General features: G+C 71.7%; 17 protein-coding genes. 6 read left to right on the forward strand and 11 right to left on the reverse strand.

What is annotated here, in order from left to right; genetic code table 11:
- Positions 1-21: 21 nt before the first annotated feature.
- Both mqnP and ACZ5CZ_RS13005 read right to left on the reverse strand, forming a co-directional pair.
- Complete coding sequence (gene mqnP / locus ACZ5CZ_RS13000; RefSeq protein WP_385841874.1) at positions 22-924, reverse strand: menaquinone biosynthesis prenyltransferase MqnP; 903 nt, start codon at positions 922-924, stop codon at positions 22-24.
- On the reverse strand, positions 921-2372 hold the full coding sequence (locus tag ACZ5CZ_RS13005) for a menaquinone biosynthesis decarboxylase (protein WP_385841875.1): 1452 nt from the start codon (positions 2370-2372) through the stop codon (positions 921-923). Before ACZ5CZ_RS13005 ends, mqnP begins: the two co-directional genes overlap by 4 nt.
- A gap of 77 nt (positions 2373-2449) precedes the next feature.
- Between ACZ5CZ_RS13005 and ACZ5CZ_RS13010 the strand changes: the two genes are divergently transcribed.
- Positions 2450-2734 carry a PLD nuclease N-terminal domain-containing protein gene (locus ACZ5CZ_RS13010; RefSeq protein ID WP_468942203.1) on the forward strand — a complete coding sequence of 95 codons (285 nt, stop codon included), beginning with the start codon at positions 2450-2452 and terminating at the stop codon, positions 2732-2734.
- Between the two features lie 3 nt (positions 2735-2737).
- Entirely contained in the window at positions 2738-3619 is an 882-nt protein-coding gene (locus tag ACZ5CZ_RS13015) for a LysR family transcriptional regulator (RefSeq protein ID WP_468942206.1), read from the forward strand.
- On the opposite strand, the gene ACZ5CZ_RS13020 is transcribed toward ACZ5CZ_RS13015, so the two are convergent.
- From ACZ5CZ_RS13020 to ACZ5CZ_RS13030, 3 genes are all read right to left on the reverse strand, one after another.
- On the reverse strand, positions 3516-4463 hold the full coding sequence (locus tag ACZ5CZ_RS13020; protein WP_468942208.1) for a DMT family transporter: 948 nt from the start codon (positions 4461-4463) through the stop codon (positions 3516-3518). The genes ACZ5CZ_RS13015 and ACZ5CZ_RS13020 overlap by 104 nt on opposite strands.
- A 105-nt stretch (positions 4464-4568) precedes the next feature.
- Positions 4569-6512: a protein kinase domain-containing protein gene (locus ACZ5CZ_RS13025; protein ID WP_468942210.1), complete on the reverse strand. Its 1944-nt coding sequence runs from the start codon at positions 6510-6512 to the stop codon at positions 4569-4571.
- Between the two features lie 15 nt (positions 6513-6527).
- Positions 6528-7070, reverse strand: a complete 543-nt coding sequence (locus ACZ5CZ_RS13030) for an LppU/SCO3897 family protein (RefSeq protein WP_385841880.1) — start codon at positions 7068-7070, stop codon at positions 6528-6530.
- Between the two features lie 90 nt (positions 7071-7160).
- On the opposite strand from ACZ5CZ_RS13030, the gene ACZ5CZ_RS13035 reads away from it, so the two are divergent.
- The 4 genes from ACZ5CZ_RS13035 to ACZ5CZ_RS13050 all read left to right on the forward strand — a co-directional run bounded on the left by ACZ5CZ_RS13035 (position 7161) and on the right by ACZ5CZ_RS13050 (position 13053).
- Positions 7161-7769, forward strand: a complete 609-nt coding sequence (locus ACZ5CZ_RS13035) for a TetR/AcrR family transcriptional regulator (RefSeq protein ID WP_385841881.1) — start codon at positions 7161-7163, stop codon at positions 7767-7769.
- A 147-nt stretch (positions 7770-7916) separates the two neighbouring features.
- Positions 7917-9332 carry a condensation domain-containing protein gene (locus tag ACZ5CZ_RS13040; protein ID WP_468942214.1) on the forward strand — a complete coding sequence of 472 codons (1416 nt, stop codon included), beginning with the start codon at positions 7917-7919 and terminating at the stop codon, positions 9330-9332.
- Positions 9333-9406: 74 nt separating this feature from the next.
- On the forward strand, positions 9407-11497 hold the full coding sequence (locus ACZ5CZ_RS13045; protein ID WP_468942217.1) for a hypothetical protein: 2091 nt from the start codon (positions 9407-9409) through the stop codon (positions 11495-11497).
- Complete coding sequence (locus ACZ5CZ_RS13050) at positions 11497-13053, forward strand: ABC transporter substrate-binding protein (protein ID WP_468942220.1); 1557 nt, start codon at positions 11497-11499, stop codon at positions 13051-13053. Before ACZ5CZ_RS13045 ends, ACZ5CZ_RS13050 begins: the two co-directional genes overlap by 1 nt.
- Before the next feature lie 41 nt (positions 13054-13094).
- Here the strand turns inward: ACZ5CZ_RS13050 and ACZ5CZ_RS13055 are convergent, their stop codons facing one another.
- From ACZ5CZ_RS13055 to ACZ5CZ_RS13080, 6 genes are all read right to left on the reverse strand, one after another.
- On the reverse strand, positions 13095-13505 hold the full coding sequence (locus ACZ5CZ_RS13055) for an SRPBCC family protein (RefSeq protein WP_468942223.1): 411 nt from the start codon (positions 13503-13505) through the stop codon (positions 13095-13097).
- Between the two features lie 58 nt (positions 13506-13563).
- Positions 13564-14652 (reverse strand): c-type cytochrome biogenesis protein CcsB, encoded by a 1089-nt coding sequence (gene ccsB, locus ACZ5CZ_RS13060; RefSeq protein ID WP_468942226.1) that lies wholly within the window; start codon positions 14650-14652, stop codon positions 13564-13566.
- Positions 14649-16394, reverse strand: coding sequence for a cytochrome c biogenesis protein ResB (resB, locus tag ACZ5CZ_RS13065; RefSeq protein ID WP_468942228.1), 1746 nt, complete (start codon positions 16392-16394; stop codon positions 14649-14651). The genes ccsB and resB overlap by 4 nt, the downstream gene beginning before the upstream one ends.
- A 3-nt stretch (positions 16395-16397) precedes the next feature.
- Positions 16398-17165, reverse strand: coding sequence for a cytochrome c biogenesis CcdA family protein (locus ACZ5CZ_RS13070; RefSeq protein ID WP_385841890.1), 768 nt, complete (start codon positions 17163-17165; stop codon positions 16398-16400).
- 1 nt (position 17166) lies between these two features.
- Entirely contained in the window at positions 17167-17754 is a 588-nt protein-coding gene (locus tag ACZ5CZ_RS13075; RefSeq protein ID WP_468942232.1) for a TlpA family protein disulfide reductase, read from the reverse strand.
- Positions 17755-17880: 126 nt separating this feature from the next.
- Positions 17881-19146, reverse strand: coding sequence for a polysaccharide deacetylase family protein (locus tag ACZ5CZ_RS13080; RefSeq protein ID WP_385841893.1), 1266 nt, complete (start codon positions 19144-19146; stop codon positions 17881-17883).
- Between the last annotated feature and the right edge of the window lie 88 nt (positions 19147-19234).

Here is a 19234-nt window from a genome sequence, read left to right on the forward strand (position 1 = left end):
GCCCACACCGCCGGAGGCTACTCAGACGGTCAGGCCCCGCACCAGGAGATCGAGCAGGGCGCACACGAACAGGGCAATGCCGATGAAGCCGTTGACCGAGAAGAAGGCCCTGTTCAGGCGGGAGAGGTCGTGGGGGCGGACGATGCGGTGCTCGTAGCAGAAGGCGGCCGCGACGATCAGCAGGCCCAGCCAGAAGAAGGCCCCGGCGCCGGTGGCCACGCCGTACCAGGCCAGCAGGGCCGTGGTGACCGTGTGGCAGACCCGCGCGCCCCAGATGGCCGCCGGGATGCCGAAGCGGGCCGGTACCGACATGACGCCGGTCTCGCGGTCGGTCTCGACGTCCTGGCAGGCGTAGATCAGGTCGAAGCCGCCGATCCAGATGCCCACGGCGAGGCCGAGGATCACCGCGTCCCAGGACCACTCCCCGCTGATCGCCAGCCAGCCGCCGACCGGGCCCATGGCCTGGGCGAGGCCGAGGATGGCCTGGGGGAAGTTGGTGAACCGTTTCCCGTACGGGTAGACCACCATCGGGATCACCGCGACCGGGGCCAGCGCCAGGCACAGCGGGTTGAGCAGGGCGGCGGCGCCCAGGAAGATCACCAGGGCGATCAGGGCGCCGGTCCAGGCGTGCCGGACGGACATCGCGCCGGTCACCAGCTCGCGCTGGGCGGTGCGCGGGTTCCGGGCGTCGATCTCGCGGTCGATGATCCGGTTGACCGCCATCGCGAAGGTGCGCAGGCCGACCATGCAGACCGTGACCAGCAGCAGCCGGCCCCAGTGGATGTTCCGGTCCCACTGGTACATCGCGGTCAGCGAGGCGATGTAGGCGAAGGGCAGTGCGAAGACCGAGTGCTCGATCATCACGAGGCGCAGGAAGGCTTTGGTGCGTCCCGGTCGGGGGATCGCGGCGGAGGCGCTGGTCACAGTCCGTACTCCCTCCAGCGGCGGTCCACCAGGGCCGCCGTAGCCGGGTCGGACTCCACCATGTCCGGCCAGCCGCCGTCCCGGGTGTAGCCCTCCTCCGGCCACTTCTTCGTGGCGTCGATGCCCGCCTTGCCACCCCAGAACTGCTGGTACGAGGCATGGTCGAGGTGGTCGACGGGGCCTTCGGCGACCGTGAGGTCACGGGCGTAGTCGGTGTTGCCGAGGGCGCGCCAGGCGACCTCGTGCAGATCGTGCACGTCGCAGTCGGCGTCGACCACCACGATCAGCTTGGTCAGGGACATCATGTGTGCCCCCCAGACGGCGTGCATCACCTTCTGCGCGTGCTTCGGGTACTTCTTGTCGATCGAGACGATCGCGCAGTTGTGGAAGCCGCCGGCCTCGGGCAGGTGGTAGTCCACGATGTCCGGGACGATGATCTTGAGAAGGGGCAGGAAGAAGCGTTCCGTGGCGCGGCCGAGCGGGCCGTCCTCCGTCGGCGGACGCCCGACGACGATCGACTGGAGCAGCGGGCGCCTGCGCATGGTGACGCAGTCGATCTTCAGCGCCGGGAAGGGTTCCTGCGGGGTGTAGAAGCCGGTGTGGTCGCCGAAGGGGCCCTCCGGGAGCATCTCGCCCGGCTCCAGCCAGCCCTCCAGCACGACCTCGGCGTTGGCCGGGACCTGGAGCGGGACCGTCTTGCAGTCGACCATCTCGATCCGCTTGCCCGCGATGAACCCGGCGAAGAGGTACTCGTCGATGTCGCCGGGGAGCGGCGCGGTGGAGGCGTAGGTGACGGCCGGGGGGCAGCCGAAGGCGATGGCGACCGGGAGGCGCTCGCCCCGGCGCGCGGCGACCTGGTAGTGGTTCCGGCTGTCCTTGTGGATCTGCCAGTGCATGCCGATGGTGCGCCGGTCGTGCCGCTGGAGGCGGTACAGGCCCAGGTTGCGGATGCCGGTCTCGGGGTCCTTGGTGTGGGTGAGCCCCAGGTTGAAGAAGGAGCCGCCGTCCTTGGGCCAGGTGAACAGGGCGGGGAGCCGGTCGAGGTCCACCTCGTCGCCGTGCAGGACGACCTCCTGCACGGGGGCCTCCTTGACCTTCTTCGGCGGTACGTGGGCCATCGCGCCGAGCTTGCCGAAGGCCTCGCGGACGCCGACGAAGCCGTGCGGCAGCTCGGGGCGGAGCAGGCCGCCGATCCGCTCCGAGATCTCGCCGTACGACTTCAGGCCGAGCGCCTTGAGGAGGCGGCGGTCGGTGCCGAAGACGTTCATCGCCAGGGGCATCGCGGAGCCCTTGACGTTCTCGAAGAGCAGCGCCGGGCCGCCGGACTTCTGCACCCGGTCGACGATCTCCCCGACTTCCAGGTAGGGGTCCACCTCGGCCTTGATGCGCTTGAGGTCTCCCTCGCGCTCCAGCGCCCGCAGCAGGGAGCGAAGATCGTCGTAAGCCATGCGTCCCAGTATCTGCCACCCGCTAACCTGGGCCGGTCACCGGGGCCCGGCTCACCTCTCGGGGAGATCACACCACCATGCTCAGGTATCTGCCGTTCCTGCTGGTCCTGGCGCTGTGGATCTACGCGTTCGTGGACTGTCTGAACACTCCCGAGGACGAGGTGCGCCACCTGCCGAAGGTGGCGTGGGTGATCATCATCCTGCTCTTCGGCGAGGTGCTGGTCGGGCCGGTCGCCTGGCTGATCACGGGCCGGGTACGGCGCACCGCGGCGGATGTCTCCGGGCCCGGCTGGGTCGCCCCCGACGACAACCCCGACTTCCTCCGGTCCCTCGGGAGGGACGACGACCCCGGGAAGGGCTGAGGCGTGGAACTCCGGCTGCTCGTCACCTTCGAGAAGGTCGCCACCGTCCTGAGCTTCACCCGGGCCGCGGCCGAGCTGTCGTACGCCCAGTCGAGTGTGACGAGCCAGGTGCGGGCGCTGGAGTCGTCCCTCGGGGTGGAGCTGTTCGACCGGCTGGGCGGCCGGATCCGGCTCACCGAGGCGGGCGAGCGGCTGCTGCCGTACGCCCGGCGGATCATCGAACTGGCCGCGGAGGCCCGGGCGGCGGTCGCGGAGCCGGAGGAGCCGGAGGGGACCCTGACCGTCGGCACCATGGAGTCGCTCACCTCCTACCGGCTGCCGCCGCTGCTGGAGTACTTCCACCACCGTCACCCCCGGGTGCGGCTGGCCCTGCGCACCACCATCGGCGACGAGACCCGGCAGGCGCTCAGGCAGGGCACCTACGACGTCGGGTTCCTGATGGAGGAGGAGACCGTCCACCCGGGGCTGGAGGCCCTGGTACTGACGGAGGAGACGCTGGCGCTGGTCGCGGCCCCGGGACACGCGCGGGCCGGCTCCTCGGTGACCACCGCCGAGCTGGCCGGGGAGCGGCTGCTGGCGACCGAGCCGGGCTGCGCCTACCGGGATCTGTTCGAACGGAAGCTGGCCGCCGTCGGGCCGGTGGAGTTCATGGAGTTCGGCACGATCGAGGCGACCAAGCGCGCGGTGGCGACCGGCCTCGGGATCGCACTGCTGCCCGAGGTGACGGTCGCCGCGGAACTCGCCGGGGGCTCGCTGGTCCGGCTCGGCTGGGAGCCTCCGTTCACGCTTCGCACGCAGCTCGCGTGGCGGGCCGGGAAGCGGCTTCCGGCGCACGCCCGGCTGTTCGTGGAGCGGGCGCGGGCGCTGCTGGCCGAGCCAGCGTGACCTTGAGGCTGGCCGTGACGATCAGCGGCACGCCCAGCGCCTGGACGGCTCCGATGTGGTGGCCGTACACCGCCCAGTCCATGAGCATCGCGACCGCCGGGTAGACGAAGGCGAGCACGGCGATCTTGGCGGTGGGCAGCTTGGCGTAGGCGGCGTACATCAGGACGTACATCACGCCGGTGTGGATCAGTCCGAGACCGACCAGCCAGCCCCAGCGCCAGCCGGTGCCGCTCATGGCGCCGAAGTCGGCGAAGGGCAGCAGCAGCGGGATGCCGACCAGCACCTGGACGAGGGCGATCAGATGCGGGCGGACCCCGCTGATCCGCTTGGTGACCAGCGTGGACAGGCCGTACAGGAGCGCGGCGAGCAGAGCCTGGCCGATGCCGGTGAGGTAGCTGCCGCCGGTGGTGAAGTCGGCGGGGGTGACGCCCGAGACCAGGATCAGGCCCGCGAAGGCGAGCACGATCCAGCCGGCCTTGGCGGCGGTGAGCCGCTCGCGGAAGAGGAGGGCGCCGAGGAGCACCACGTAGAAGGGCTGGGTGTGGTAGACGACGGTGGCCACCGAGATGGACGTGTTGCGGTACGACTGGAACAGCAGCACCCAGTTGAGGACGATGAACACCCCGCCGAGGACGGCGAGTCCGAGGGTGCGCGGGGTGAAGCCGTGGTCGCGGAGCCAGCCGCGGGCCAGGACATAGCCGCCCAGCGCCAGGGCGCCGAACAGCACGCGGAAGAAGACGACGTCGAAGGGCGAAGCGCCCGACTGGACGACGAAGACACCGAGGGTGCCGGACAGCACCATCGCGGTCGTGAGCTGGGCCGTGCCCTTGTTCTCCGGGGTCATGGCAGGGACGCTACGGAGGTCCGCGGGCCCGGGTCCACGGGCCGCTGGGGCGTCCTGCCGATGGGCCCATCGGCGGTGCCGATGGGCCCATGTCAGGGCGGTCGGTCAGATCCTGGCCCAGCTCTGGGAGGCGGCACCGGAGGCGCAGGTCGCCTCGCCGACTCCGCCGCCGTAGGCGATGTCGAGGCAGCCGCCGTCGAAGGCGGTGCTCAGGGAGTTCCCGGACCCTGTGCGCCAGCGCAGGTTGCTGCCGCCCTGGGCGCAGTCGCCGACGAAGACGGCCTGGTTCTTGCCGTTGGCGCTCAGACAGGAGCCGGTGGAGACGTTCACGACCTTCACGGTGCCGTCGGAGGCGCTGCGGAAGGTCCAGCGGGCGGACGCGGCCGTGCACTCACCGAAGGCGGTGGAGCCGTAGACCTGGATCAGGCACTTGTCGTTCTCGCCGTTCTTCAGCCGGAAGGGGCTGGCGCCGGTGGAACCGCCGCCTGTGGAGCCGCCGCCGCTGGTCGAACCGCCGGTGGAACCGCCGCCGCCGGTCGAACCGCCGCTGCCGCCGGTCCCGCCGGTTCCGCCGGTGGAGCCCCCGATGGCGCCCCCTGTGCTGCCCGACCCGCCGGTCGTACTCGTCCCGCCGCCCGTGCCGGAGCCGCCGTCCGTCGTGCTCGTGCCGCCTGACCCGCCGCCGCCCCGGTGGTCCTGACCCGCCGTCCGGTCGCCGCCCTTCTTCGCGCCCGCCGGGGACGCCGACGCCTTGCCGCTCGCCTTACCGCCCGGCTTCCCGCTCGGCTTCGGTGAGGCGGCCGAGGGGCTCCCGGAGGAGGCACCGGGCACGGGCTCGGCGGTCACGGCGGCGGAGGGACCGGGGCGGCCGGCGCTGCCGTCCCGGTGGCTGTCGCGGACGTACGGCGCCAGCTGGAAGGCGAGGGTGGCCACGCCGGCACCGACCACGATCGGTACGACCCCGACGAGCACCCGGGTACGGCGGCGCCGCTCCGGCCGTACCGCCCCGCCCCGCACCACGACCGCCGGCCCGGACCCGGACCCGTGCTCGGGCTCCGGCGCCTTGCCCTTCTCCCCCACGACCGGTTCCTCGGCCGGTTCCTCCGCGGTGACCGGCGGCACCTCGGGCACCCGGGCGGCGAACTCCGCCCGGGACCGCAGGCGTTCGGTGACGGCGGCGGGCCACAGGGGCTCGGCGGACGGCACCCGGGCGGCGGCCCGTTCGACCAGCTCCGCCGCGGTGGGCCGGCCCTCGGGATCCTTGTCCAGGCAGTCGGCGACCACGTCGGCCAACGCCGGGTCCAGCTCCCGGAGTTCGGTCAGATCGGGCTGCTCGTGCACGATCCGGTACAGCACCCCGTGCCCGGACTCCTCGCCGAACGGCGGCCGCCCGGACCCCGCGTAGGCCACCACCGAGCCGAGCGCGAAGACGTCCACCGCGCCGGTCAGCCGCCGGGCGCCGGAGGCCTGTTCGGGGGACATGTAGGCCGGGGTGCCCACCACCATCCCGGTGCGGGTGAGCTGGCTCTGCTCGGCCGCCCGGGCGACCCCGAAGTCGATCAGGGTGACCCCGTCCAGGGTCAGCATGACGTTGGACGGCTTGATGTCCCGGTGGACCATGTCGAGGGCGTGCACCGCGGCCAGCCCCGCCGCCGCCTCGCGCAGCAGCAGCCACAGCGACTCGGCCGGCAGCGGCCCGCCGTGCGCCTCGACGGCCTCGCGCAGGGTCAGGCCGGGCACGTACGCGGTGGCGAACCACGGCGGCCGGGCGTCGCGGTCCCCGGCGAGCAGCGGCGCGGTGGCGTCCGCGGGCAGCCGGGCGAGGTTGTCCAGTTCGTGGCCGAAGCGGCGGACGAAGTCCTGGTCCTCGGCGACGACCGACGGCAGCACCTGCTTGACGGCGGCGTACCGCCCCTCGTGCACACCGAGGTAGACCCGCCCCATGCCGCCGGCCCCGAGCCGGCCGACGAGCGGGATGGGCCCGATCCGCGGGGGGTCGTCGGCCTCCAGCGGCTCCACCCCGTGCAGTTCCCCGTTTTCCCCGTTCACGTTTCTCCCCCTGGCTCAGCGCGCGTAGGACCCGAGTCCCACGAGGCAGTAAACGTACTCGTTGACCGTGGCTCCGTTGAGCGTGTAGCGCGAGGAAAAGGCGTACTGCGTACGGGGGTTGGCGTTGCAGCGGCTCATGTCCGAGGTCAGCGGGATGGTCTCGATGACCTTGTAGTGCGCGTCGGACGCCGAGCAGGAGACCTCGTCCACCCCGCTGACCGACTGGGCGGTCGTGGAGTCGGGCAGGGTGCCGTTGAGGCAGGTGCCGGAGGTGTAGGGGCTGGGCTCCGGGGTGGGGCTGCTGTAGGGGTCGCTGGAGTACGGGTCACTGGGGTACGGGTCGCTGCTGTACGCATCGCTGGGCTCGCTGCTCGGCGTGTACGGGCCACTGGTCAGCGTGTACGGCGACGGGGACGTGCCGGCGTCGTCGGACGAACCGTCCCCGTTCCCGCCCTGGTTGACCACCACCAGGAGGATCACCACGAAGGCGATGACCCCGAGCACGCCCAGGCAGGCCATGCCCGGTCTCTTCGGCTCGGGGGGCGTGGGCGACGACATGGGCGGCTCCTGGGTGTGAGGATGTGCACCGGTGGCGGCGCGACGGCGGACCACTGTTTCTAAAATACCGTTCTAGAAAAGCATTCCACTATGAGCCGAAAGCAGCAACGCGGTGAAGCAACCGTGGAGACCCTTCTGGACGCCGCCCTGCGCGTGTACGCCGAGGCGGGCGACCAGGGGCTGACCGTGGGCGCCGTCACCCGGGCCAGCGGGGTCAGCCTGGGCAGCCTCTACCACCACTTCGGCAGCATCGACGGACTGATGAACGCGCTGGTGATGCGGTGGCTGGAGCGGCTGCTCGGGGACCTGGTCCAGGCGCTGGAGGGCACGCGCACGGCGCACACCGGCATCCGCGCGCTGGTCGGCGCCTATCTGCGCTTCGTCCAGGACCACCCGGACGCCGGCCGGCTGCTGCACTCCGCCTACGCCGACCGGCAGGGCATGGCCGACGGGCGGCGGCTCCGGGACGCCCAGGAGGCCCGGCTGTCCCCCCTGGCCCAGTGGGCGCAGGCGTATGTCGACGCAGGTGAGCTGGCCCCGCTCCCGGCGCCGCTGCTGGAGTCGCTCATCCTCGGCCCGGTCACCGCGGTCGCCCGCCGCCATCTGTCCGGGGCGGACGCCCCGGACGCGGTGGATCTCGACCAGGCGGCGCTGCTGCTGCCGGAGCGGATCTGGCGGGCGGTGGCGGCGGAGGGGTGAGCGCCACCGTCGGTTAATCAGCCCCGCGTTCGCCCCGCCACCCGTTGAGTGGAAATGAACCGGACGGGCATGTCCCCGCCGCCTCCCACGGCATTGCCTTGAGGGGGCCCACATCCAGCCAGGGGCCCCTTCTGCGATAGGAGAGGCGTGCGAATCACTGACATCCAGCGCTGCGAGGTCCGGCCGGGACGGCTCGTCGAGTGGACGCTGAGCCCGGCCACCGTCGCGGCGGCGACCGCGCTGCCGGAGGACTCCCGGCCGCCTGCCTACATCCAGGAGTCGCACATCCGGACCGCCAAGCGCGTACGGGACGACGGCCTGTTCGTGCCGACCTGGCTCGGCACCGCCTTCGACCTGCCCGGTCCGGTCGACCTCGATGTGCTCCAGGAGGCGTTGCGCGCCTGGACCGTACGGCACGAGACGCTGCGCAGCGGCTTCCGCTGGGCGGGCCCCGGCGGAGACGAGCTGCGCCGGTTCACGCTCGACGCCGACGCCGTCCTGCTGCACCGTCAGGAGGCCGGCCACTTCCCCGACGCGGACGGCCTGGTCCGGCATCTCCAGGACCGCTTCGACACCGTGGCGGACGCTCTGCACTGGCCGAATCTGATCTACACGGCGGTGGTCCGGGAGAACGACACCAGCGTGTACATGGCGTTCGACCACAGCAATGTCGACGCCTACTCGCTGACCCGGATCGCCGCCGAGGTGAGCGAGCTGTACGCGGCGGGGCTGGCCGGCCTGGCCCCCGAGGAGCGGGCCCCGGCCGCGAGTTACGTCGACTTCTGCGAGCTGGAGCGGGCGGACGCCGACGGCATCGACGCGCAGCACGCGATCGTGGCCCGCTGGCGCGAGTTCATCCGGCGCTGCGACGGCGGACTGCCGAGCTTCCCGGTGGACCTCGGCCTGGAGCCGGGCGGCCCGCTGCCGCGCCAGCGGATGCTGTGCGAGCCGCTGGCCGACGCGGCGGAGGCGGCGGCGTTCGAGGCGTACTGCCGCCCCTACGGCGGCAGCCAGGTCGGGCTGCTGGCCGCGACCGGGCTGATCGTGCACGAGCTGGGCGGGCAGCCGGTGTACCGGACGGTGGTGCCGTTCCACACCCGGGTGAAGTCCCGGTGGAGCGACTCGGTCGGCTGGTACGTCGGCGGCGCCCCGATCGAGGTGCCCGTCGACGGCACGACGGGCCTGCGGGACGCCATGCGGGCGGTCCGGGACGAGCTGCGGGCGGCCCGGCCGCTGTCCCGGATGCCGCTGGCGCGGGTGCTGCGCCTGCTGGGCGCGGACTTCCGGCCCACCTCCCCCGACCTGTACTCGATCGTGTCGTACGTCGACACCCGCTCCGTCCCCGGCGCCGAGCGGTGGGCCGAGCAGCGGGCGCACGCGCTGCTGCGGGTGTCGTACGGCGACCAGGTGTGCGTGTGGGTGAACCGGACGCCCGAGGGGCTGTGGCTGGCAAGCCGCTACCCGGACACGGATGTGGCGGCGAAGAACATGCGGCTGTACGTCGAGCGGTTGCGCGACCACATCGCAGCCCTGGCGGACGGAGCGCTTCCGGCGGTTTCGTAATCCAACGGACATCACTGGCCCTGGTCCGATACAACTTCCCCTTCCTACACTGCCGTTGAGGGGGAGGGGATGCGGTGCACAGAGGGTTGCACGGGCGCGGGGCCCTGTTCGACGTGGATCCGGCGGGTCTCGCACCGCGCCTGGTGGGGCTGCGGCCCGGTCATCACCGGGCCCATCCGTACGAGCATCCCGAGGAGCCGCCCTTCGTGGTGCTGACCGGGGCCCGGGGTCTCGGCAAGAGCGCGGTGCTCGCGGAGTTGCGCGAGGCCTACCGGGGGCACACCCCGGTGGCGCTGGTCGACTGCGCGGAGCCGCAGTTCGCGCGGCCGCCCGCGGACCGGCCCGCCGAGTCGTGGTCGCCGCTCGCCCAGGGGCTGCTGGTGATCGCCGAGCAGCTGGCGGCGCCGGTGACCGGTGCCGGGCGGATCACCTTCCCGCGGCTGATGTCGGGCCTGGTCGCGGTGGCCGCGGGCGGCTGGGGCGACGCGGACGGGGAGCGGATCCGCCGGGAGGTCGAGCGGATCCTGCTGCTGAACGAGAGCGGGTCGTGGATCAGCGGCTTCGCCGGGCGCTGGGCCGGGAAGGTGGCGGCGAAGGTGGTCGCGGCGGCCACCGGCACCGGGCCGCTGGTGTCCGGCGCGATCGAGGCGACCCTGGAGTCGGTCGCGGAGGGCTTCACCAGCCGCCGGCACCAGAAGGCGTCGGTGTGGTACCGGACGTATCCGAACGCGGGCGGCAACGCCGAGCGCGGGCTGATCCTGCTGTCCGGGCACTTCCGGGCGGGCGGCACCTCGCGGGAGCACGCCGAGCGGTATCTGGTGCGGGCGCTGCTGGCCGACCTGTCGGAGGCGTACCAGGGGGTGCTGCCGCGGATGAAGCGGCTCGGGCGGCCGCTGGTGCTGCTGGACGAGGCCCAGTCGGCGCCGGGGCCCGGGCTGACCGCGGCGGTGCTGCGGGACCGGGCGGAGGGCCTGCGGGACCAGGTGGTGTTCGTCGCGGCCCGGCGCGGGGAGGCCCGGGAGGAGCTGCCCGGGGCGGCCCGGCGGCAGCTGGCGGAGGTGGCCCGGCGCACCGACTGGGTGCCGGACGCGGCGCCCTCCGCACGGGCGCTGGTGGTGGCGCTGCCGCCGCTGAACCCGGACGACACCCTGCACATCGTCGGCGCGGTCTGCGCGGACACCGCCGTGCCGCCGCAGCTGCCGCACGCCATCCACCGGCTCACCGGCGGCAATCCGCTGGGCATCGAGCTGGTCGCCGAGTCGGCCGCGCAGCACCTGCCCGGGGTGTCCTCGCTGGGCGAGCTGCTCACCGCGCCGGTGCGGCCCGCCGAGGACCGGCCGACCGTGGCCGCCTACGAGGCGCTGCTGGACCGGCTGGTGCCGGCCGAGCGGCTGGCGGAGCTGACCGTGCTGGCCGCCGCGCACGACCACGGCTCGGCCAGTGCGCTGGCGGCGGCGCTGCTGCCGGACACCTTCGGCCCGGCGAGCGTGCGGGAGATCCAGACGCTGCTGGCCGAGGAAGGGCTGCCGGCGGTGCCGGGGCAGTTCGTGGGCGACCCGTTCGTGCGCACCCTGCTGCTGCTCCGGCTGCACCTGACGGACCCGGACCACGGGATGTGGCGGAAGGCGCACGAGACGCTGATCACCCACTACACCGAGGCCGAGGACGCCCGCTACCGGCTCCACCACGAGCTGGCCCTCGGTGTCACCGAGCCGGCGGTGGCCGAGCTGCGGGATTCGTTCCCGACCGCCGACACCCGGGAGTGGCTGCGCACCCTGCGGTTCGTCGCGTCCGCGCCGTACTTCCACGCGCACGACGCCGAGGGCCGCGACTTCACCGGGCGCGGGGACCGGCGGGCGGCGGTGGCGCTCGGCCGGACGGACGCCGGGCCGGTGCCGGAGGACGTGGACGCCGTACTGCACCTGCGGATACGGCGGCTGCTGCACGCGGTGTGGCAGCTGGGCGATCCGCTGGTGCTGCCGGACCCGCAGGTGTGCGACCGGCTCCGGTTCGAGCTGGAGCAGCTGTCCAATCTGCGCCCCGCGGGCAACGCGCTGCTGTGGCGGGCGTCCCGGGACTGGCCGGCGGCGGCGCTGGCCGGGCGCCCGATGGAGGATCCCGAGGAGCTTCGGGACGGGCCGGACGACGACCGCGGGGAGGCGTGATGGCACGCGTGGGGACCTGGTTGCGGGAGAGCGTGTGGGAGATCCCGCTGCGCCGTGTGCTCGCCCTGCTGGTGGCGGCGGCCCTGGTGGCCGGGGTGGTGTTCGCGGTGCGGGCGCTCACCCACGAGGACCTGTCGTGCGCACCCGGGGTGAGCCGGGCCGCGGCGGGCGACGAGTGCGTGGGCGTGGCGACGGGAGGGGAGCCGTACGACTTCGGGCAGCCGGCGCTGCGGCCCGTCGCCCAGGCGATCGCGGACGAGAACGCCACGCTGAAGCAGGGCAGCTATGTGACGGTGGCGATGATGCTGCCGTACACCGCGACCTCCGCCACCAGCCTGACGGACATCCGGCACCAGCTCCAGGGCGCCTATCTGGCGCAGTACCAGGCCAACCACCGGGCGAACGGGCAGACTCCGCAGATCCGGCTGGTGCTCGCCAGCCCGGGGACGGCCGACGACGGCTCGCATCCCTGGCAGCGGACGGTGGACGAGCTGGTGACCATGGCCCGGGGCGCGGACCGGCTGCGGGCGGTCGCGGGGATCGGGCAGAGCACCGACATCGGCAAGGCGGTCGTCCGGGCCCTGACCCGGCAGGGCGTCCCGGTGATCGGCTCCTCCATCTCCGCCGACGACCTCGCCAACGGGCAGCACGACAAGGACCCGTTCCCCGGCCTGGCCCGGGTGTCGCCGACCAACACCGACGAGGCCCGGGCGCTGGCCTCCTTCGCCAAGGTGAACGCGGGTCGGGCGGTGCTGGTGTACGACAAGCCGGGTGACCCGTACACCGAGACGCTCAAGAGCTCGTTCCAGGCGCTGATCAAGGGCTCGCCGTACGGGGCGCAGCCGTTCACCCCGCCCGCCGACCGCAGTCAGGAGGGCACCACCCCGAACACCTTCCGGCAGATCACCACCCTGCTGTGCGGCACCTCGCAGACGACGGACACGGTGCTGTTCGCGGGCCGGCACACCCAGTTGCGGCAGTTCATCAACGCGCTCGGGGCGCGGGGCTGCCAGAACCGGAGGTTCACGGTGCTGACCGGCGACGAGGCGTCCTATCTCACCCATGACGGCTTGCTGGACCGGGACGCCCTGCGGCACAACCTCTCGGTGCGCTACACGGCCCTCGCCCATCCGGACGCCTGGCGGACCAACCCGCCGGCCACGGGCGGCTCGGCGGCGGACTACGCCACGATGGAGAAGCTGGTGACGGCCGCCGCCCGGAAGCCGGTGGGTCCGATCGGCCCGGTCGCCCTGGACGACGGACAGCTGATCATCGGCTACGACACCGTGAACCTCGCGGTGGACGGCATCCGCCAGGCGGTGCCGGACGGCGCCTACGTCCCCGAGCTGCGGGACGTCGGACTCCAGTGGCCGCAGGTCAAGGGGCCGCTGCGGGTGAACGGGGCGAGCGGCTGGATCTGTCTGACGGCGCACGGCAACCCGTACGACAAGGCCGTGCCGATCGTGGAGCTGACCCCGGACGGCGGCGCACGGTTCGTCCGGATCGCCTGGCCGGAGGGCAAGCCGCCGAACAAGGCCTGCCTGCCGCCGTCGTAGATCCGGTACATCCGGTACATCCGGTAGATCCGAAGAGGCTCCTAGGCGCTGCCCGCCCAGGCGATCAGGCGCTCGAAGCGGCGGCGCCAGGCCTCCTCGGAGGTCTGCTCGGCCTGCTCGCCCTGGAACTCGTGGGTGAAGCGGAGCACACACTCCGTGGCCCCGTCGCGCTCCAGGTGGAACCGGATCCGGCCGCCCGCCCCGACCGTGTACTCGGCGACCCGGTCCACGTCCCAGGCGGTCACCCGGCCGGAGCCCAGCTCGGGCAGGGTGACCGCGCCGTCGAGCCGGGGTTGCAGCACGTCGACGGGGGTGCACCAGGCCCCGAGCCCCTCGGGGCTGGCCACCGCCGGCCAGATGTCTTCCATGGACCTCGGGAGCCGCACCAGAAGGTGGATTATGTGCGTGTTCCCGTGGGTCTGACTGGTGCCCTGTGCGATGGAACCGCTCATGACACCAGTGTGGGCACCCTTCGCCCCGGCCGCCCGCGCAGCCGGAGCGGCACGGGGGTCACACGCCCGCGTACGAGTGCTTTCCGGTGACGAAGATGTTCACGCCGTAGTAGTTGAACAGCCAGCAGCCGAAGGCGAGCATCGCCAGATAGGCGGCCTTGCGGCCCTTCCAGCCGGCCGTGGCGCGGGCGTGCAGGTAGCAGGCGTAGGCGACCCAGGTGATGAAGGACCAGGTCTCCTTCGGGTCCCAGTTCCAGTACCGGCCCCAGGCGTCGCCCGCCCAGATCGCGCCCGCGATGATCGTGAACGTCCACAGCGGGAAGACGGCCGCGTTGACCCGGTAGGCGAACTTGTCCAGCGAGGCGGAGGAGGGCAGCCGCTCCAGCACCGAGGTGGCGAAGGCGCCGGGCTTGCCGCCCCCGGCGAGCTTGGTCTCGTACGCGTCCTTGAACAGGTACAGGATCGTGGCCACCGCGCCGACGTAGAACACCGCACCGCAGAAGATCGCGGTGGAGACGTGGATGTACAGCCAGTACGAGTGCAGGGCCGGGACGAGCTGGTCGCTGGCCGTGTAGAGGACGGTGACCGCGAGGCCCAGGTCCAGCAGGACCGTGGTGATCAGGAACAGGCCGAGCCAGCGCACGTTCTTCTTCAGCGCCAGCAGCCCGAGGTACACGCCGACGGCGACCGTGGAGAAGGTGATGTTGAACTCGTACATGTTGCCCCACGGCGCCCGCTGCACCGAGGCCGCGCGGGCGATCACGCCGCCCAGCTCGACCAGGAACGAGAGGACCGTGAGGGAGACCGCGATCCGGCCGTAGAGGTCGCCCTGGGCGTCGCCGCCGTGCGCGCCGGGACCGTCCGGCACGTCACGCGCGCCGGACGCCGAGCGGACCACGACCTTCGGCCGCTCCAGCACGGCCGTGCCGCCGGCCTGCTGGACGGTGACGGCCGGGCCCTTGGCGGCCTTGGCGGGTGCCGCGTCCGCGGTCAGCGCGGCGGCCGTCCGCGCGACCTTGCTGCGGCTGCCGAAGAGCCATTCGGCGATGTACGCGAAGAATGCCAGCGTGTAGACGGCCATCGACGAGTAGATCAGCGTGTTGCTGATGCTCGCGAGATGTTCGTTGGTTGCGGCGGCGAGAGTCACTTCTCAGACCCTTCGGCAGGTACGACGGGAGATTCGGTGGAGGTGGCAAAGGCGCCGGAGGCTTCGTCCGGGTCGTCGTCGGGTGCGGAGCCGGAATCGTCGGGGGCCCCGGGCGCCCGGTCGTACAGGATCCCGGCGAGGTCGCCCAGCTCCTCGGGGACCTTGGCGGACTCGCTGCGGCCGAGCCCGGCCATCTCGACGACGGTCACGCCGTCGGCACCGCGCACCGCCCGCACCCACACCCGGCGGCGCTGGATGAACAGGGAGCCCGCCAGGCCGAAGATCGCCGCGATCGCGGCGCCGAGCGCCCAGCCGCTGCCCGGCTCCTGGACGATCTCGAAGCCGGCCCACTCCTTGACGTCCTTCTCGAAGGTGATGGACCCGGCGCCGTTCGGCAGCGTCAGCGTGTCACCCGGCTGGAGGAGCTTCTTCAGCAGCTGGCCCTTGCTGTCCTTGAACGCCTTCATGTGCGTCTTGTCCAGCTGGTACACGCTCTGCGGGGTGCCCGCGTCCACACCCAGGTCACCGTGGTAGGCGTTCACCGCGAGCAGCGGGTTCACCAGCGCCGGGAACTGGGAGAGCATGGTGCCGCTCTTCGGGTCGAAGGTCGGCACGAAGAAGGCCTGGAAGCCGAGCTGCTCGGTCTTGCCCTGGGGGTTCTTGTAGCCGTCCATCACCTTCACCACGCCGTTGGAGGTGACGTTTCCGTCCAGCGGCAGCAGCGGCACGGCGTCGTGGAAGACCTGCTTGCCCTTGCCGTCGCGGACCGTGATGACCGGCGCGTAGCCGTGGCTGACCAGGTAGACCTTGGAGTCGCCGATGTGCAGCGGCTTGTTGACCTGGACGGTGGTCGACTTCTGCTTGCCGAAGGCGCCCACGCTGTAGTCGAGCTTCGCCTCGAAGGTGCGCGGGGTGCCCCGGTTCGGGCCGGAGACCTCGTAGGTGCCGGTGAAGTCCTTCAGGTCGAAGCTGAACGGCACCAGGTCGTCGTTGCGGAACAGGCTGCCGGACTTGAAGTCGTCGTACTGCGCGAGCGAGTTGGCGAAGCCGCCGCCCTCGACGACCAGCTTCGTCCCGTCGGACTTGTACAGCTGGCCCCAGGCGAAGGCGATCAGCATCACGATCAGGGCGAGGTGGAAGACCAGGTTGCCCAGCTCGCGCAGATAGCCCTTCTCGGCGGCGACCGCGTCCCCGGCCGCATGGGCGCGGAAGCGGCGCTTCTTCAGCAGGGCGAGCGCGGCCTCGCGGACCTGCTCCGGATCGGCCGTCGTCCGCCAGGTCGTGTAGGCGGGCAGCCGGTTCAGCCGCTTGGGCGCGCCCGGCGGACGGCCGCGCAGCTGGCCGACGAACTGCCAGGTGCGGGGGACGATGCAGCCGATGAGGGAGACGAACAGCAGGATGTAGATCGCGGAGAACCACACCGAGCTGTAGACGTGGAACAGGCCGAGCTTGTCGTAGACGGGCGCGAGCGTCTTGTGCGCCTTGCGGAAGTCGTCGACCTTGTTGAGGTCGGCGCCGGACTGCGGGATCAGCGAGCCGGGGATCGCGGCCAGCGACAGCAGCAGGAGCAGCAGCAGCGCCACCCGCATGGAGGTCAGCTGCCGCCAGAACCAGCGGACCCAGCCGATGACGCCGAGGCCGGGCGGGGTGGACAGCTCCTCCGTCGGCGCGGTGGACAGCTGGGAGCCGGCCGCGCCGAGGTCCTCCTGGTCGCGGGCGGTGTCGGTTTCGGTCTTGCTCATCGGTCAGATCCCCACATCGAAGCCGCCGGACCAGGTCTGCATCTGCTGTACGAGGCTGTCCCAGGCGCCGGTCAGCAGCAGCGCACCGGTCACGATCATCATGGTCCCGCCGATGCGCATCACCCAGACATAGTGGCGCTTGACCCAGGCGAAGGCGCCGAGCGCCTTGCGGAAGGCGACGGCGGCGAGCACGAAGGGCAGGCCCAGTCCGAGGCAGTAGACGACCATCAGCAGGGCGCCGCGCGCGGCGCTGGACTCGCTCATGGCGAGGATGTTCACCGAGGACAGCGTCGGGCCGAGGCAGGGGGTCCAGCCGATACCGAACAGCGCTCCGACGATCGGCGCGCCCACCAGGCCGGTGGCCGGCCGCTTGTGGAAGCGGAACTCGCGCTGGGTGAACCAGGGCATCAGCCCCATGAAGAAGACGCCCATGAGGATCATGAAGACGCCGAGCACCTTGGACAGGACGTCCTTGTGCTGCTGGAGGGTCCAGCCGAAGGAGCCGAACAGCGCTCCGGTGGAGATGAACACGGCGCTGAAGCCGAGTACGAACAGGGAGGCCCCGGCGACCATCCGTCCGCGCCGGGCCTCGCCCAGGTCGGTGCCGGCGACCCCGGTGACGTAGGAGAGGTAGCCGGGGACGAGCGGCAGCACGCAGGGCGAGAAGAAGGAGACGAGTCCGCCGAGGAGCGCGATCGGCGCGGCGACCAGCAGGGCGCCGTGGAGCACGGTCTGGTTCTGGCCGACGGCCAGGGTGACGAGTGCGCTCACGTCACTTCTCCGCCAGGACCGGCTTGAGCATCTTCAGCAGGGCGGTGTCGTCGAGCGCCTCCAGGGCCCGCGCGGCGAGCTTCCCGTGCCGGTCGATGATCAGCGTGGAGGGGATCAGCTGCGGGTTGAGCGTGCCCTTCTCGAAGCGCAGCATCAGCTTTCCGCTCGGGTCGTACAGGCTCGGGAAGCCGATCTTGTGTTCCTTCTCGAAGGCGACCGCGGGGGTGGTGCTGGTGTCCCGGGTGTTGACGCCGACGAACTGCACGCCCTTGTCCTTGTACTGCTCGGAGACCTTGGCGAGGTACTGGGCCTCCTCCCGGCACGGCCCGCACCAGGAGCCCCAGAAGTTGACGACGACGATCCGGCCCTTGTAGTCGGCGATGTCGAGGCGCTTGCCGTCGATCGTCCGGCCGGACAGGTCGGGGGCGGCGACCCGCTTGCCCTGCGGGACGGTGTCGATGCCGTTGTTGCCGGTGATGAAGTTGGTGTTGCCGCCTCCGCCCGAGGTGCCGCTGCCGCACGCGGACACGGTCAGGGCCGCGACGGCGGCCACGGCGCTGAGCAGGACGGCGCGGCTACGGGTTTTCATGTGAAAAGTTTCGCATGGCCGTTCCAGGACTCTCGCGCACCCCCCTGCCGGGCGGAAAACCGCATTTCAGGGCGTATTTACACGGGACATTTCCGGCAGGGGGCGGGGCGCGGGCGGCTCACTGGGCTAAGCGAGGAAGGTCTTCCAGCCCCCGGCCGGCTGCTGTCCGACCTCCAGCGTGCGGAGCTTGGCGAGCACCTCGGGCTTCTGGACGTCCATCCAGTCCACGAACTGCCGGAAGGACACCATCCGGACGTCGGCGCCCTTCTCCTTCTCGCGCGCGATGTGCTTGAAGGCCTCCTCGACGGAGTCCATGTAGATGCCGCCGTTCCACTGCTCGAAGTGGTTGCCGATGAAGAACGGCGCCCGGTTTGTCTTGTATGCCCGCTCGAAGCCGGCGATGTACGCCCCCGCGGACTGCTTGCGCCAGCCCGGGTAGTTGTAGGAGGGCGCCTTCGTGGTGTTCAGGGACTGGTTGGCGAGCATGTTGTAGTCCATCGACAGGACCTCGAAGCTGCGCCCCGGGAACGGCACCTGCTGGAGCGGCAGGTCCCATATCCCCTGCCGCTTCACCGGCCACACCTGCCGGCCGCCGGGCGAGGAGGCGTCGTACCGCCAGCCCAGCTCGCGGGCGGTGGGCAGCAGGTTGTCCTGGCCGAGCAGACACGGCGTACGGCCGCCGACCAGCTCCTTGTCGTAGTCGAAGGGCAGTGCGGGCAGGTCGTGCCAGCCGGTGTTGGTCTTCCACTCCTTGACGAAGGACGTGGCCTGCTGGATCTCGCTCTTCCACTGCTGCGGGGTCCACCACTTGACCGAGCCGTGCGTCTCGCCGCAGAAGTGCCCGTTGAAGTGGGTGCCGATCTCGTGGCCCTCCAGCCAGGCCCGGCGCACGTTGGCCAGCGTGGACTTGATGTGCTCGTCGGTGAGATAGCCGATGGCGGAGGCGCCGCGCGGGTTGTTCGGGGGCGCGTACATCCGCTTCTTCGACTCGGGCAGCAGATACAGCCCCGAGAGGAAGAAGGTCATGCTCGCCCCGTGCTGCTTGGCGAGGTCCAGGAAGCGCGGGAAGAGGCCGTTGCCGACCTCGCCGGCGCCGTCCCAGGAGAAGATGACGAACTGCGGCGGCATCTGCCCCGGCTCCAGCGGCTCCGGCTTGGCCGGCTGGTGCGGCTGCTTGCCGGTGAAGGAGGTGGAGCCGTCGCCGATGAGCTTGGCCGGACGCGCACCGTCCGTGCCGTCCTTGCCGGAGCCGTCCTTGCCGGAACCGCCGGAGTGCCCGCCGCCGTCCGAGGACTTGAGGCTCCCGCAGCCGGCGAGGGAGGCGGCGGCCGCGGCTCCCGCGCCGAGGCCGAGCATTCCCCTCCTGGAAAGGGGCCGGGAGAAGGTGCGCATGGAAATCCCCGATTCGTCACGCCTGCTGGTGTCACCCAGGGAGAGGACGTGACGATCGGGGAGGTTCCCATGATTCTTATGTTTTTCG

The sequence above is a fragment of the Streptomyces sp. NPDC031418 genome (assembly GCF_055581605.1).

Bases quoted from the DNA above. Each gene is read 5' to 3' on its own strand.
- ACZ5CZ_RS13080 (WP_385841893.1), bottom strand. From the start codon at position 19,146: ATGCGCACCTTCTCCCGGCCCCTTTCCAGGAGGGGAATGCTCGGCCTC.
- resB (WP_468942228.1), bottom strand. From the start codon at position 16,394: ATGAGCAAGACCGAAACCGACACCGCCCGCGACCAGGAGGACCTCGGC.
- ACZ5CZ_RS13005 (WP_385841875.1), bottom strand. From the start codon at position 2,372: ATGGCTTACGACGATCTTCGCTCCCTGCTGCGGGCGCTGGAGCGCGAG.
- ACZ5CZ_RS13010 (WP_468942203.1), top strand. From the start codon at position 2,450: ATGCTCAGGTATCTGCCGTTCCTGCTGGTCCTGGCGCTGTGGATCTAC.
- ACZ5CZ_RS13075 (WP_468942232.1), bottom strand. From the start codon at position 17,754: ATGAAAACCCGTAGCCGCGCCGTCCTGCTCAGCGCCGTGGCCGCCGTC.
- ACZ5CZ_RS13030 (WP_385841880.1), bottom strand. From the start codon at position 7,070: ATGTCGTCGCCCACGCCCCCCGAGCCGAAGAGACCGGGCATGGCCTGC.
- ACZ5CZ_RS13020 (WP_468942208.1), bottom strand. From the start codon at position 4,463: ATGACCCCGGAGAACAAGGGCACGGCCCAGCTCACGACCGCGATGGTG.
- ACZ5CZ_RS13055 (WP_468942223.1), bottom strand. From the start codon at position 13,505: ATGAGCGGTTCCATCGCACAGGGCACCAGTCAGACCCACGGGAACACG.
- ACZ5CZ_RS13035 (WP_385841881.1), top strand. From the start codon at position 7,161: ATGAGCCGAAAGCAGCAACGCGGTGAAGCAACCGTGGAGACCCTTCTG.
- ACZ5CZ_RS13050 (WP_468942220.1), top strand. From the start codon at position 11,497: ATGGCACGCGTGGGGACCTGGTTGCGGGAGAGCGTGTGGGAGATCCCG.